We start from the raw sequence: 13,703 nt of genomic DNA on the forward strand, positions 1-13,703 counted from the left end.
ATGAAAAAACCAGAGCGTAATACTCTGGTTGATCGTTATGATATATAAGGATCTAAAATTTCCTGGAAGCGATCCATGTGTTCTTTCACCCATATCGTAAAGTTTTGTTTACTTGTTGCGGTAGCATCTGCGATTTCCTTAAGAAAGGCTGGTATATCCTGTTCTAAGATGACACCGGCACGTTCTCCGAATACAGCATGGGATAAGGAATCATTTCCTAAAATACTTAATTGAAAGGCTGGCTGAGGTTTCTTATCGATAAGTTTAACGCTACCTTGAAACCCAAATGCACCAATTTGACTTGTGCCACATGAGCTAGGGCAACCACTAAAGAAGCATTTTGGTAGATAATCTGTATTGACATTCTGTGTTCTTAACGTATCAATTGTTTGTTGTAACGCTTTTTGAGAATCACGTAACCCTACTTGACAAGTTGCGGCACCGATACATGCTACACTGGATTCAAAAACATTTGTTGCACCATCTTCTGTTAAAGCAAGTATTGTTTTAGTTTCTTCAGCTGTTAAATGGACAATATACATTCCTTGTTGTGGTGTGATACGAATTTCTACGTCTTCCATATCTTTGATGGCTTCGTATAGTTCCATAAGCTTTTCCGGATGTAAAGTTCCACCGATCGGATGATAATAGACCGCAAAAAGACCTGGCTGTTTTTGTACAAAGATACGAGGATGATCAAGCATTGCGGAAGGTCCGGTTTTTTGAATCAATTGCATAGATACCTCTAAATCATGATGTTGACCTTGCATCGCACGCTCTACTTTTTCTTTAAATTCTTTTTGTAGACCTTCTACCCCTAACGTATCTTGCATATACCTGGTTCTAGCTTTTGCTCGATTTTCATAATTTCCATGTTCCATGAACATCAAAACCATCGTACTAACATAATATAGAATGTGGGCAGGGTTGATATGATCTCCAACTTTGACACCCATTTTCGGATTGTTTCCTAAGCCTCCGGCACAATAAACATCAAAGGTATGATCGGCATTGGCGATAAAGCCTAAGTCTCGGAAATTCGCATGAGATTCATTACGTTCGGTATTGCTGAATGCAACTTTTAATTTTCTAGGCAAGGAATACTTATTGACGATGGATAATAAATATTCTCCAACTGCTTGTGCATAGGGACGTACATCAAAAGTCTCTTCGGGATCAATACCGGATAAGGGAGAGCACATAACGTTTCTTGGGAAATCTCCGCCACCACCTCGACAAACGATGCCATGATCTAACGCATCTTCCATAATGTTTGGTACGCTGCTACTAGCAAGATCATGTAGCTGTATGGTTTGACAGGTTGTCAAATGAGCTTTGTTGACGGAATGTTCTTTGCACACCTTACATACGAAGGCAAGACGATCTTTTGTGACAACACCCTGATTCATTCTCAATCGTAACATAAAGGTTTCCGCACCACGTTGTGCATAGCTTCCGAACCCACCGGAAAAGCCCTTGAATTCTTTTACGCCTAATTCTTTGTTGATGAATTTATCTGTTTGTTCTTTGAATACTTTAATTTCATCCTTCAATTCCTGTAATAATTCTTTTTCCATTTCAATCTCCTTTTTATGAACCTTAACAAGGTTATCATACCACATTTTCACAATCAAGATTTATTTTTTTATACCCCTATTAGATATTCTTATAGTAAATATGTCAAGTGTTCTTGTGTAAGAAAAAAAACTTCTCTATAATAGATAAGAAAGCAGGTGAGGTTCTTGGAATTTGCAGTAATTTCAATCAGTCATAAGCAGGCAAATGAAGCTATTCGAAGTCATGTTGCCTTTATGGATAGTCAGAAAATAGAATGCTATGAACGATTATTAGAGTTAGAAGTTTTCCAAGCGGTCATTGTCGCAACCTGTAATCGTAGTGAATTGTATTTTTTATATGAAGCAGAAGATCAAATAGATGCTGTGATACAATTGTATGAAGCAATGGCTAAAATAGAGATACGACCTTATTTGATGATAAAAAAAGGAAAAGATGCATTGATTTATTTGTATGAGGTTTGTTTGGGATATCATTCTTTGATCATAGGTGAGGATCAAATCGAATCACAAATACAAGCGGCGTATGCTTTTGCGGTTCATATGCAAGCATGTCAAAAACAGATGCATCGGATCTTTCAAAATTGTTTTAAAACAGTGAAACAGATCAAAACAAAGTATCAGATCAGCGCAAACCCGATTTCGCTTCCTTATATAGCCATGTGTATGATAAAAAAGAAAATGGCTTTAAAAGATAAAACCGTATTGATCATTGGTAGTGGCGAAGTTGCGAAGTTATTTTTAACCTATTGTAAAGAAGAGGATGTTAAAGCATTGTATATTTGTAGTCGTCAATTCAAACATGCGCAAATGTTACAGGATGATAAGCGAATTCATATCGTGCCATTTGAAGAACGTTATCACATAGTAAGTCAATGTGATCTTGTATGTTCTGCGACAAGCTCTCCACATCAAATCTTATGCTTCGCCCAATATCCAAAACCCCATTCCAAACAGCTATGTATTGATTTGGCTATGCCATGTGATATCGATAAACGCATTTCATCACTTGGTGTGGAGGTGGTTGGAATTGATGATCTCTCACTTGTGAAAAATGAACATGTAAGACAGCGAGAACAGTTATTAAAGATGGCACATAAGGAATTGATCGATGGAGTAGAGGAAGTGGTCGAATGGTTAGATAGTCAACCGCTTCAGGAAGCGATATCTTCTTTACAAAGGAAAAGCGAGGAGAGTGCCCAAATGGCATATGAGATGATTTTATCTAAAATCGATTTGGATCATCATGAACAGCGCATCGTACAAAAAATTTTAAAGGCTTCTTTTTTTCGTATGATCAAAGAGCCTATGCTGATGCTTTCTAAAAATAAAGAACATCAACAGGAATATCTGAATATGATAACACAACTGTTTCAGACGGAGGAAAAAGGATGAATATCATCGTTGGAACCAGAGGAAGTAAATTAGCACTTCTACAAACAAAACAAATCGTGGATCGACTAAGTGAAGCTTATCCACAACATACATTTGAAATTAAGATCATACAAACACATGGAGATCGTAATCAGCAAGCAAGATTAGATCAAATGAGTACCAGTGGAATCTTTATCAAAGAAATAGAACAACAGCTCTTACAGCATGATATCGATCTTGCTGTACATAGTATGAAAGATATGCCGGCTAGATTAAGCAAAGGCTTAGCCTTGGGTGATGTAATGCTTCGTGAGGATAGTAGAGATGTGTTAGTATTAAGAAACGCTTCCAGTTTACAGGAACTTAGACCACATGCCATCATTGCGACAGGTAGTAAGCGTAGAAAGTATCAGTTATTAGCATATCGCCCTGATTTAAATATTGTCGGTATTCGTGGAAATATCGATACTCGTTTACAGAAAATGGAAGAGGAAGGATTGGATGGCATCGTAGTGGCAGCTGCGGCAATGCATCGGCTGAAGAAAAAGGAATGTATCAGTTATTATTTTTCTGAGGATGAAATGGTACCGGCGACGACACAGGGAGCGATTGGTCTGGAATTACGTGAAGAGGATGAAACCTTAAAAGAAATGATCCATTTATTGGCGAATGAACAAGATACCAGAGAAACAAGGATCGAGCGAGCGTTTTTATATTTGATGAATGGAGGGTGTCATACTCCCATCGGTGCTCGTTGTCATATCGATGAAGACCATATTACGCTTCAATGTGTCTATGGTAAGGAAGACGGCACAGAGTTAAGAAAACAATTGTTTGAAGTTCCTTTATCAAAGGAGCATGAACTAGCAATGATCGCAGCAACAGAAATGAAGAAGGGTTGATACGTATGGGAAAAGTGTATCTTATTGGCGCAGGTTGTGGCAATTATGATTTGATGACAGTTAAGGGAATGGCGATTTTGAAACAGGCTGATTGTGTGCTATATGATCGATTGATCGATCCACAGCTGTTATTGATGTTGAAGGAAAACTGTGAAAAAATCGATGTTGGAAAAGAAAATCATCATCATACCATGCCACAACAAACCATTGAAGAAGTATTGATAGAAAAGGCAAGACAATATCCTTGTGTTGTACGATTAAAGGGAGGGGATCCTTATGTCTTTGGTAGAGGTGGTGAGGAAGCCATAGCACTATCATCTGCAAGGATTGCCTTTGAAGTAGTACCGGGCATATCAAGCTGTATAGCGGCCTTGACTTATGCAGGTTTTCCCATTACGCATAGAGGAATCAATCGAGGCTTTCGTGTGTATAGTGCTCATACCAGTAAGGATACCTTATCTGATTTAGATTATGCATCTATGGCAGAAAGTAAGGATACTTTGGTATTCTTGATGGGGCGAAAGCATAAGCAAGAGCTATTGACACAGCTTTTATTACATGGAAAAGATCGATCAACACCGGTAGCTTTCATTAGCAATGGAGCTCGTTATGATCAAAGGGTCGTGATGACTTCCATAGAAGAAGCACTTCATTGTGAGATTGAAATGGAAAGCCCTTGTACCATTGTGGTAGGTGACGTTATTTCTTTAACCTCAAAAACAAACTTTTTAGATCAATTGCCATTATTAGGGAAACGTATCCTGATCCCGATATTACAAAAAGAGGTCCAAGGGGACTTTTTAAGAGCTCTTGGCGCTATGGTAGAAGAAGTACAGGTGGGATATATTAAGGAACGCTCTCATATGTTGGATGATCTTGATCTTAATACGGTAAACTGTCTTGTATTTACAAGTGTTCATGGTGTAGAGTCTTTCTTTCATCAATTATTAGAAAGTGGGAAAGATGCAAGAAGTTTGGTAGGTATAAAGATCGCTAGCATTGGTAAGAAAACAACAGCAGCTTTACATCGATGTGGGATACAAGCTGATATAGAAACAAAGAAAAGTGATAGTAAACACTTAGCAGAAGTATTAAATCGTCATATCGATCCTATGGATCATGTAGTGATTGCGAAGGCGTCAAATGATAACCATACATTGGAGGAGTCATTGTCATGTGATCATATCACAACGATTCCTCTTTATGCCAGTGTTGCCATTCCTTTTGAAACAGTATATGAACATTATGATGCAATGGTTTTTACCAGTGCGTTTCATGTTCGTGCTTGTAAGGAAATATTACATCAAGCAACACGTTGTTTTTCCATTGGACCTCATACAAGCAAGGCATTACAAGATGAAGGTGTGACATCCATCATAGAAAGCAAACAAGCAGATAAAGCGGTATTGTTAGATATCGTCAGAGAGGAGTTAAGTCATGTATAGAGGAAGAAGATTAAGAAAGCATCAAGTGATACGTTCTATGATGCAAGAAACCAGACTTCATAAAGCAGATTTGATCTATCCTATTTTTGTGGTTGAGGGATCACAAATAAAGGAGGAAATCAGTTCCATGCCGGATGTTTACCATTACTCTATCGATCGTCTACATGAAGTATTAGATGAAATGAAAGCATGTGGTATCCATAGTTGTATCCTATTTGGGATTCCCGAGCATAAGGATGAGGTAGGAAGTGTTGCTTACCAACAGGACGGTATCGTACAAAGGGCCATTTCTTTTATTAAGGAATATGCACCAGAAATGTATGTCATCGGCGATGTTTGTATGTGTGAATATACAAGTCATGGACATTGTGGCATATTGAATGAAGCACATGATGTAGATAATGATGCGACCTTACCTTATTTGAATCAAATTGCGATCAGTTATGCAAAGGCAGGGGTTGATATGGTGGCACCAAGTGATATGATGGATGGACATATTCAAAGCATGCGACAAGCCTTAGATGAAGCAGGATTTACAGACTTACCGATCATGGGGTATAGCGCAAAATTCGCTTCGAGTTATTATGGACCGTTTCGAGAAGCAGCGGATAGTGCGCCTTGTTTTGGTGATCGTAAAAGTTATCAAATGGATATCGCCAATGGAGAAGAAGCGCAAAGAGAAATCGATGCGGATATCATGGAAGGGGCAGATATCATCATGGTAAAGCCGGCATTGAGCTATCTTGATGTCGTAGCACGTGCAAAGGATCGGTTGCGTATGCCACTTTGCGTCTATAATGTGAGTGGGGAATATAGTATGTTGTTACATGCCGTACATAGTGGCTTAATGAAAGAAGAAGTCATCTATGAAAGCATCTTATCGATGAAACGAGCAGGAGCGGATTTGATCATCACCTATTTTGCCTTATATTTGGCAAGATTATTGGATGAGCGAGGTGTCGCATGAAGCATGAACAAAGCAATGCATGGTATCAACATGCATGTCATCTCATTCCCGGTGGTGTAGATTCTCCTGTACGTGCCTTTGCCAATGTGCAAACGGATCCTATCTTTATTGACCATGCATCAGGTAGCCATATCTACGATGTAGATGGAAATGATTATTTGGATTATATTTGTTCTTGGGGTCCCATGATCCTTGGACATGCGCATCCTTTTCTACAAGCAGGATTAGAAAGTGTGATTCAAAAGGGAATCAGTTATGGATTATGTACGCCAAATGAAGTAGCACTGGCTTCTTTGATCGTAGAGGCATATGATGGGATTGACATGGTACGTATGGTGAATTCCGGAACGGAAGCAACCATGAGTGCCATTCGTGTCGCAAGAGGGTATACCAAACGGGATAAAATCGTGAAATTTGAAGGTTGTTATCATGGTCATAGTGATGGGCTATTGGTAAGATCGGGATCAGGAGCTTTGACTTTTGGGACACCAACAAGTCCTGGGGTACCTGCAGATATCGTGAAAAACACTTTGGTATGTCAATATAATTCCATTGCTTCTTTCAAAGCTTGTATCGAAGCAAATCTCAATGAAATCGGCTGTGTCATCATTGAACCGATTGCCGGGAACATGGGCTTGATACCGGCTGAGCGAAGTTTTTTGTTGGAATTAAGAGCACTTTGTGATCAACATGGTATTGTTTTGATCTTTGATGAAGTAATCAGTGGTTTTCGTATTGCTTATGGTGGAGCTGCACAATATTATGGAGTGAAACCGGATATGGCTTGTTTTGGGAAGATCATTGGGGCAGGTTTACCCGTGGGAGCTTATGGAGGACGAAAGGAAATCATGGAAATGGTTTCTCCTGTTGGTCCTGTTTATCAAGCAGGTACCTTATCCGGAAATCCTTTGGCTATGTATCTAGGCACAAGATTATTGACTTATTTAAGAGATCATCAGGAGATTTATCAAACTTTAAATGAAAAGGGTCGATACTTTCAACGAGGAATCCAACAAGCCTTAGATCAATATCATTTGCCTTATCGAATACATCAATGCGGAAGTCTATTGACCTTGTTTTTTTGTGATCATGATGTTCATTCTTATCAAGATGTTGAACATCTTGACAAGGAAGCTTTTATCAAATATTTCCGATATTTATTGGAACATGGAATTTTGATACCACCATCTCCATATGAATGTATGTTTTTATCAGATGCACATACCAAAAAAGAGCTTGATCAAACGATATCCATCATAGAAGGGGCTTGTCAGGTACTTGTATCATGATGGTCGATCTTGATTGTAGGCATCAAAGGGTATTGATCGTAGGTGGAGGAGCGATGGCGCTTCGTAAGGTCCATCAATATCTAAGTGCTCAAGCACAGGTCATTGTGGTTGCTAAAAAGATAAATGAGGAATTCTTGACACTTCCTGTTACGATCATCGAATCTGACTATGATGAAGCCTTTCTGAAAGATTGTTTTCTTGTTCATGCGGCAACTGATGATGCCAGTCTAAACGAACAAATCGTCAAAGATGGTAGAAATAAGGGAATCTATTGCTTATCAGTGACGCCTTCCAGTAGTGTATTGCATAGTGTATTATCTTATGAAGATGAATATTTACAATGTGCTCTTTCTACAAAGGGCGCATATCCTGCATTCAATCGAGTTTTTCTACAACGATTGATGGAAGTATATAATGAGGAATATAAGGATAAGTTACCCTATTTGAAGGAACTGCGAACCTATTTGATTTCACAAATTCAAGAGAAAGAAATCTTACATGAGCTACTCAAAACATTACCAAAACAACCATGTTCCTTTTTATCTTTCTTATGTGATGCGATTAAGATGAAACAAGCAAAATTGCTTGTGTTTCATGGTGTACGATATCCCGATACCCTAACCAAAGATGTCTTTGACTTCCTTCAAGAGGTAACATTAGCCAATAACGTACCATGTTATGTTGCATATTTATCACAAGCAGTACAAACAAGCTTAAATGAAAAGAATCGATTGGTGGTACCGTTCAAAGAAATCCTGACGTATCTTCAACTATGTAAGGTCGATACTTTGTTATATCCAATGCTTCTGCAAGAGGGGCGCTTTTATGAGCAAATCAAGAAAACGAATGAAACTTTTGAAATCGCACCGTTACCATTTTCCACGCTATCTCAGGTTCAAGAATTGATTCAGTGTATCCATAGGGCTTATCATAAAGAACAACAGACGTTGTTGATCGTTTATCATTCCAGTGAATCAGGTAACTTTGCGTCATTGATCAAAGATATAAAGGTTCCAAAGGATACCATGTTTTGTTGCGAGAAACAATTAGACAAGCTGGATGTTGCTTCGTGTTTTAAACAGGTGTGTGTTTATTCTTTATTGATGCTATCCGGTTATCATATGGAAATTGATGGACAAAGAATCATACAACGATTGAAAGATCATGATGTCACATTGGTTCAACAAAGCTGTATCAGTGATCCGGCATTAAAACCTCTTATGATATCAAAACTTACTTCCTAAAGACGTTGCTTCTGCAAGGTCTTTTTTTTCATCATAACGCATAGGATATGGTGAGGTTGATAACAATGAAAAAACTATGTCTGATCTTTTTGAGTCTATGTTTGCTACTTCCATCGATCACTTTGCCCATCTATGGTGAAGAAAAGAAGCAACAGGAATCAAGCGGGGAATTGGCAGCGAGTGCCAAGGGAGTGTACTTATGTGAAAATACAACAGGAAAAGTGATTTATGCCAGAAATGAAAAAGAAAAATTATATCCGGCATCAATGACGAAAATGATGGGATTGCTTTTGATTTTTGAATCGCTACATGATGGTAAGCTTCAATGGGATGATAGCGTAACAACAAGTGAATATGCCGCCAGCATGGGAGGAAGCCAAGTGTTTCTAGAGGTTGGGGAAACCATGAGCGTAGAGGACATGGTCAAAAGTATCTGTATTGCATCTGCCAATGATGCGATGGTAGCAATGGGAGAAAAAATAGGTGGTACCACAGAAGGTTTCGTGGAAATGATGAATGAAAAAGCAAAGGAATTAAAATTGGAGAATACCCATTTTATGAATCCAACAGGATTACATGATCCCGATCACTATTCTTGTGCTAAGGATATGGCGATCATTGCTCGTGCCTTGATCAAAGAAGGCAAAGAGGATCTATTAAAGATCACCAGTACCTATGATGCTTATATCAGAGAAGATAGTGATGCGAAATTCTGGTTGGTAAATACGAATAAGCTGTTAAAACAATATCCGGGAGTAGATGGGTTGAAAACCGGTTTTACCACCGAAGCTCTTTCTTGTATCACTACAACAGCGAAAAAGGACGGATTGCGTTTGATTGGTGTGGTCATGGGGGAACCGAGCAGTAAGGTAAGAAATAAAGAAATGATACAACTATTAGATTATGGATTCTCACAATATGAGCAAAGTGTGTTATATAAAAAAGGAACGACGATACAAACCCAAAAAGTGGAAAACGGAAAGCCTGATACGGTGGATCTTGTGACCATGGAGGATGCTGTCTATGTATATCAAAAGGGATCTACACCAAAAGAAACAAAAAAAGAAATCATTCTGGAACAAAAAGAATTACCATATCATAAAGGCAAAAAGATCGGACATATGAAGATTGAAATGTCAGATGGCTATACCATGCAAATTGATATCGCTGCCGGACAAGACATCGCACCCTTAAATTTTTTGGATATCTTTATGAAAACGTTTGAGGATATTTTTGTCAATAGTTAATTGAAACGTGTGGGCATATACTAACTTCGCAAAGGAAGTGTAAACATATGACAAATATTGTTTGGATCATCGTTTTTCTCTCTGTCGCCGGCTTATTTCTTTTATTGTATTCCCTGTTGAAAGTTGCTCATGATGCAGATGAACAAGCGGGCTATATGGAAGAATATGGTATGGATTTTGATGATGAAGATGATGATATGGGCATGTCTTAGGACATGCTTTTCTTGTCTAGTTTTGTTAGCTTTTGACAACCTTTGGCGATTATCCACAAGCCGAAAATGAAAAGTGATAAGATAAGGAACGTGAAAGGGTGATGAACATGAAACATCAGTTTAAAGATGGCATATTGTACTTCTATTTCTTTGGTGAATTAGACAATCTCAGTGTGACCAATCTAAAGCAGATCTGTATTGATCTGATTGAACAATATCAACCGAAAATGGTAAAGCTTGATTTTGAAGAGGTCAGCTTTGTGGATAGTACAGGCATTGGATTTGTACTGGCACGATATAAACAGCTGAAAAAGAAACATGCAGAACTTGTGATCTGTAATTTATCTAAAACAAATGAAAAGCTGTTTCAGATGTCCGGGATCTTTCAGATCATACGGTATGAAAGAAATGGGGTAAAGCTATGAATAAAATGAAATTGGAATTTGACAGTAAGCTGGAAAATGAAGCCTTTGCGAGAACTGCTACCGTGGCATTTTTGATGCCATTGGATCTGTCTATGGAAGATGTTATGGAAATCAAGACGATATTGGCAGAAGCAATTGTCAATGCAATGATTCATGGTTATGAAGGTAAAGAAGATGGTGTGATCTTATTAGAGGTCAGTTATGATGAAACCTATATTTATATTCATGTACGTGATGAAGGTTGTGGCATTGAGGATATCAAACAGGCCATGCAACCAATGTATACAAGTAAAGAGTATTTAGAGCGAAGTGGCATGGGCATGACGATCATGCAGACCTTTGCGGATGAATTTATCATCAAAAGTGAAAAAGACAAGGGATGCGATCTACATATCAAAAAGAAAATCAATCATGGAAACCAAGAAGAGCAATGAAGAATTAATTGCATTGATTCAACAGGGGGACAAGGAGGCCAGAGATGAATTTGTAAAGGCGAATACACCTTTGGTCTATGCAATCGTCAAGCGATTTCATAAGCCAAGACAAAGCAATGATGATCTGTTTCAGATCGGTTGTGTTGGTTTGATGAAGGCGCTCAATCATTTTGATGTCAGCTATGGAGTGAAATTTTCTACTTATGCGGTTCCTATCATCATGGGAGAAATCAAACGATATTTTCGAGATGATGGCAGTATGCGAATCTCACGCTCGATCAAAGAAGGCTATCTGACCATGTTAAAAAGTAAGGAAGCATTGTTTCAAAAGCTACACCATGAGCCAACTTATCAAGAAATCGCAGATGATCTTGGTATGGATGTCGGTGATGTGATCGTTGCTTTTGAGGCCAATCAATTCGTTTACTCTCTTGATGAAACCATTTATGAAAACGATGGCTCTCCCATTGTCTTAGAAGATAAAGTGAAAAATCGCAAGGAAGAAGATGTCGTGATGAGCGTGAGTCTAAAAGAAGAAATCAAACGCTTAGATGCAAGAGATCAACTGTTACTACACTATCGTTATGATTTAAGTATGAAACAAGAAGATATTGCGAAAAAGCTGAATGTCTCCCAGGTTCAGGTATCCCGTCTGGAAAAAAAGATATTGAAAAAATTAAAGGAGCGTCTAGTGAATGACTAGATGCTTTTCTTGTGATAGAATATTGTTTTCTCTATGAAAAAAGTATGATATAATATCGGGAAGAGTAAGGATGTGAGAACATGTCGTTTGCACAGGTCTATGAACTGAGCGACTATGAAAAAACAGCTATTTATAAAGAAATGGCAGAGAATTTTTATGAAGATGATCTATATCGTACCGTGTTTCCCAACGAAATATCTAGAAGAAGAATGGTCAAATATTTCTTCAAGCATTATTTGCATGCGATTTGTCCCTATTGTCATTTTATCGCTGACAGTAAAGAACTAAATAGCGTAGCAATCGTGTATGATTCTCGTTTAGAGGTATCATGGACGTATCATGTACGTTTATTCTTTTTGAATATCAAGATGATACCGATGTTATTGTCCCTACATTCTTTTGCCAGTATCTGGCATGTCATTAAATGTTGGGATATGTTTACGAGTAGATGGGTAAAGGAATTCGTCAATCATGATCACTATCATATCGATATGATGTTTACAAAAGGATCCATGAGAGGAAAAGGATTGGCAAGACATTTGATGGATGTGGTTTGTAAGGATGCGAAAGAGCACGGGATGGATGTTACGATGGAAACGCATCATAAAGATAATTTATCTTTATATGAAAGTGCCGGTTTCAAGCTGATGAGCGTCATTACTCATACGAATTACGATTTAAAACAGTATTGTCTGTTGATAAGAAATGATTGAGGTGAACAAATGAATTTAAAACATAGAGTAAAGCATTTTTGGCAATATTTCGAAACGATACAAAAAGACATCGAGCTTTGTTTGAAGGAACATGATCAACACGAATTGAATCATTTATTAGAGGATCTGAATGCACGCTTGGTGAATATCGTAGGAACCAAGATGGAAGTAGAGCTAAATGAGAATGGTTTCTATGAAATGACCTTTCCAAGTGGTGGAGATAAAAATGTACAGTTCTGTACTGCCTTATTGATCAAGGATGCTCCTCAACAATTAAAGGAAGATTGGATCTTAAATGCTTGGCGTCCGCCATTAAGTGAAAAAGCGTTAAATAGTTTTATCGATTGTAATGGAAAGCATTATACAGGTGCCGATTTTAAGGTGTATTATAACATCAATACCGACTTGAAGATGTTGGATATCAAGGTGTATAGTGAAGCCTTCAAAGGTATGGATGAAGATTATCGAAATCGTCTGACTGCGTATATGTTGGAACTGTTTATCGGTGAATTGGAGCTAGAAGCACGAATCAATAGCATCGAAACGATACTAGAGGAAAGTGAAGAAGAGGATGTTTGTTTGCTTCCAAACTTTTATGAAGATATTTGTGATATCATCATCGATGAGGAATGGAGCGAATATCATGATCCAACGATGATCTATATGGCATATAAGTTAGATGAGAAGCTTCCAAGTGAAACCTTACGTAAGGATATGAAAATGATCATTACCACCAATCCTCAATTACAAGAAGAACTCTTAAATCAAGAGTATGAATCTTGTAAAGAAATGAAACAAAGAGGTGCGGAATATGGTTATTTATTCTATGAAGTTTTATATGAAGATGAAAAAGAAGCGTTGTTAAGACAACAGCTGGAAAAAGAAATCAATAAGATGTTGTACGATATGTCGATTGCAAGAACCATTGGTGGGGCAATCGGTATTCATTATTCCTATATTGATGTAGCTGTGTTTGATGTGGATGGCTTTTTGATCGCATTGGAAAAAATGAATGAAAAGATGAAGTTTAAACTATATTATCGTCCTTTTTTAACTGATTAGACTGATCAAATACGATCGGTCTTTTTTTAAGGCCAGTTTTTTCACTAGAAAGCTTAAGATCAACATTTTGACTTAGAAGACATGATAAAAAAATTCTGATTTCCATTGTTCT

14 protein-coding genes are annotated in these 13,703 nt (G+C 37.9%); 13 read left to right on the top strand and 1 reads right to left on the bottom strand.

What is annotated here, in order from left to right; genetic code table 11:
* Positions 1-35: 35 nt before the first annotated feature.
* Positions 36-1,577 carry a nitrite/sulfite reductase gene (locus tag UGRO018_RS07135; RefSeq protein WP_416325784.1) on the bottom strand — a complete coding sequence of 514 codons (1,542 nt, stop codon included), beginning with the start codon at positions 1,575-1,577 and terminating at the stop codon, positions 36-38.
* 165 nt (positions 1,578-1,742) lie between these two features.
* On the opposite strand from UGRO018_RS07135, the gene hemA reads away from it, so the two are divergent.
* The 13 genes from hemA to UGRO018_RS07200 all read left to right on the top strand — a co-directional run bounded on the left by hemA (position 1,743) and on the right by UGRO018_RS07200 (position 13,591).
* The gene (gene hemA / locus UGRO018_RS07140; protein ID WP_416325785.1) at positions 1,743-2,969 is read left to right on the top strand and encodes a glutamyl-tRNA reductase; all 1,227 of its coding nucleotides are present in this window, start codon (positions 1,743-1,745) and stop codon (positions 2,967-2,969) included.
* A complete protein-coding gene (hemC, locus tag UGRO018_RS07145; protein WP_416325786.1) occupies positions 2,966-3,850 on the top strand; it encodes a hydroxymethylbilane synthase in 885 nt (294 codons plus the stop codon). The genes hemA and hemC overlap by 4 nt, the downstream gene beginning before the upstream one ends.
* 5 nt (positions 3,851-3,855) lie before the next feature.
* Positions 3,856-5,295, top strand: coding sequence for a uroporphyrinogen-III C-methyltransferase (gene cobA, locus UGRO018_RS07150; RefSeq protein ID WP_416325787.1), 1,440 nt, complete (start codon positions 3,856-3,858; stop codon positions 5,293-5,295).
* Positions 5,288-6,262: a porphobilinogen synthase gene (hemB, locus tag UGRO018_RS07155; RefSeq protein WP_416325788.1), complete on the top strand. Its 975-nt coding sequence runs from the start codon at positions 5,288-5,290 to the stop codon at positions 6,260-6,262. The genes cobA and hemB overlap by 8 nt, the downstream gene beginning before the upstream one ends.
* Positions 6,259-7,551, top strand: coding sequence for a glutamate-1-semialdehyde 2,1-aminomutase (gene hemL, locus UGRO018_RS07160; protein ID WP_416325789.1), 1,293 nt, complete (start codon positions 6,259-6,261; stop codon positions 7,549-7,551). Before hemB ends, hemL begins: the two co-directional genes overlap by 4 nt.
* Positions 7,548-8,795 (top strand): precorrin-2 dehydrogenase/sirohydrochlorin ferrochelatase family protein, encoded by a 1,248-nt coding sequence (locus tag UGRO018_RS07165; protein ID WP_416325790.1) that lies wholly within the window; start codon positions 7,548-7,550, stop codon positions 8,793-8,795. Before hemL ends, UGRO018_RS07165 begins: the two co-directional genes overlap by 4 nt.
* Positions 8,796-8,860: 65 nt before the next feature.
* Positions 8,861-10,042, top strand: a complete 1,182-nt coding sequence (locus UGRO018_RS07170) for a serine hydrolase (RefSeq protein ID WP_416325791.1) — start codon at positions 8,861-8,863, stop codon at positions 10,040-10,042.
* Between the two features lie 47 nt (positions 10,043-10,089).
* Complete coding sequence (locus tag UGRO018_RS07175) at positions 10,090-10,254, top strand: hypothetical protein (protein ID WP_416325792.1); 165 nt, start codon at positions 10,090-10,092, stop codon at positions 10,252-10,254.
* Positions 10,255-10,361: 107 nt separating this feature from the next.
* Positions 10,362-10,679: an anti-sigma factor antagonist gene (locus UGRO018_RS07180; RefSeq protein WP_416325793.1), complete on the top strand. Its 318-nt coding sequence runs from the start codon at positions 10,362-10,364 to the stop codon at positions 10,677-10,679.
* A complete protein-coding gene (gene spoIIAB, locus UGRO018_RS07185) occupies positions 10,676-11,113 on the top strand; it encodes an anti-sigma F factor (protein WP_416325794.1) in 438 nt (145 codons plus the stop codon). The genes UGRO018_RS07180 and spoIIAB overlap by 4 nt, the downstream gene beginning before the upstream one ends.
* Positions 11,091-11,816, top strand: coding sequence for a SigB/SigF/SigG family RNA polymerase sigma factor (locus UGRO018_RS07190; RefSeq protein WP_416325795.1), 726 nt, complete (start codon positions 11,091-11,093; stop codon positions 11,814-11,816). Before spoIIAB ends, UGRO018_RS07190 begins: the two co-directional genes overlap by 23 nt.
* Positions 11,817-11,896: 80 nt before the next feature.
* Positions 11,897-12,529 (top strand): GNAT family N-acetyltransferase, encoded by a 633-nt coding sequence (locus UGRO018_RS07195; RefSeq protein ID WP_416325796.1) that lies wholly within the window; start codon positions 11,897-11,899, stop codon positions 12,527-12,529.
* Positions 12,530-12,538: 9 nt separating this feature from the next.
* Positions 12,539-13,591, top strand: coding sequence for a hypothetical protein (locus UGRO018_RS07200; RefSeq protein WP_416325797.1), 1,053 nt, complete (start codon positions 12,539-12,541; stop codon positions 13,589-13,591).
* Positions 13,592-13,703: the final 112 nt, after the last annotated feature.

The organism is Hoskinsella mucinilytica (genome assembly GCF_045223415.1).
Lineage (GTDB): Bacteria > Bacillota_I > Bacilli_A > Erysipelotrichales > Erysipelotrichaceae > Hoskinsella > Hoskinsella mucinilytica.

Bases quoted from the DNA above. Each gene is read 5' to 3' on its own strand.
- UGRO018_RS07135 (WP_416325784.1), bottom strand. From the start codon at position 1,577: ATGGAAAAAGAATTATTACAGGAATTGAAGGATGAAATTAAAGTATTC.
- hemC (WP_416325786.1), top strand. From the start codon at position 2,966: ATGAATATCATCGTTGGAACCAGAGGAAGTAAATTAGCACTTCTACAA.
- cobA (WP_416325787.1), top strand. From the start codon at position 3,856: ATGGGAAAAGTGTATCTTATTGGCGCAGGTTGTGGCAATTATGATTTG.
- hemB (WP_416325788.1), top strand. From the start codon at position 5,288: ATGTATAGAGGAAGAAGATTAAGAAAGCATCAAGTGATACGTTCTATG.
- hemL (WP_416325789.1), top strand. From the start codon at position 6,259: ATGAAGCATGAACAAAGCAATGCATGGTATCAACATGCATGTCATCTC.
- UGRO018_RS07165 (WP_416325790.1), top strand. From the start codon at position 7,548: ATGATGGTCGATCTTGATTGTAGGCATCAAAGGGTATTGATCGTAGGT.
- UGRO018_RS07170 (WP_416325791.1), top strand. From the start codon at position 8,861: ATGAAAAAACTATGTCTGATCTTTTTGAGTCTATGTTTGCTACTTCCA.
- UGRO018_RS07175 (WP_416325792.1), top strand. From the start codon at position 10,090: ATGACAAATATTGTTTGGATCATCGTTTTTCTCTCTGTCGCCGGCTTA.
- UGRO018_RS07180 (WP_416325793.1), top strand. From the start codon at position 10,362: ATGAAACATCAGTTTAAAGATGGCATATTGTACTTCTATTTCTTTGGT.
- spoIIAB (WP_416325794.1), top strand. From the start codon at position 10,676: ATGAATAAAATGAAATTGGAATTTGACAGTAAGCTGGAAAATGAAGCC.
- UGRO018_RS07190 (WP_416325795.1), top strand. From the start codon at position 11,091: ATGGAAACCAAGAAGAGCAATGAAGAATTAATTGCATTGATTCAACAG.
- UGRO018_RS07195 (WP_416325796.1), top strand. From the start codon at position 11,897: ATGTCGTTTGCACAGGTCTATGAACTGAGCGACTATGAAAAAACAGCT.
- UGRO018_RS07200 (WP_416325797.1), top strand. From the start codon at position 12,539: ATGAATTTAAAACATAGAGTAAAGCATTTTTGGCAATATTTCGAAACG.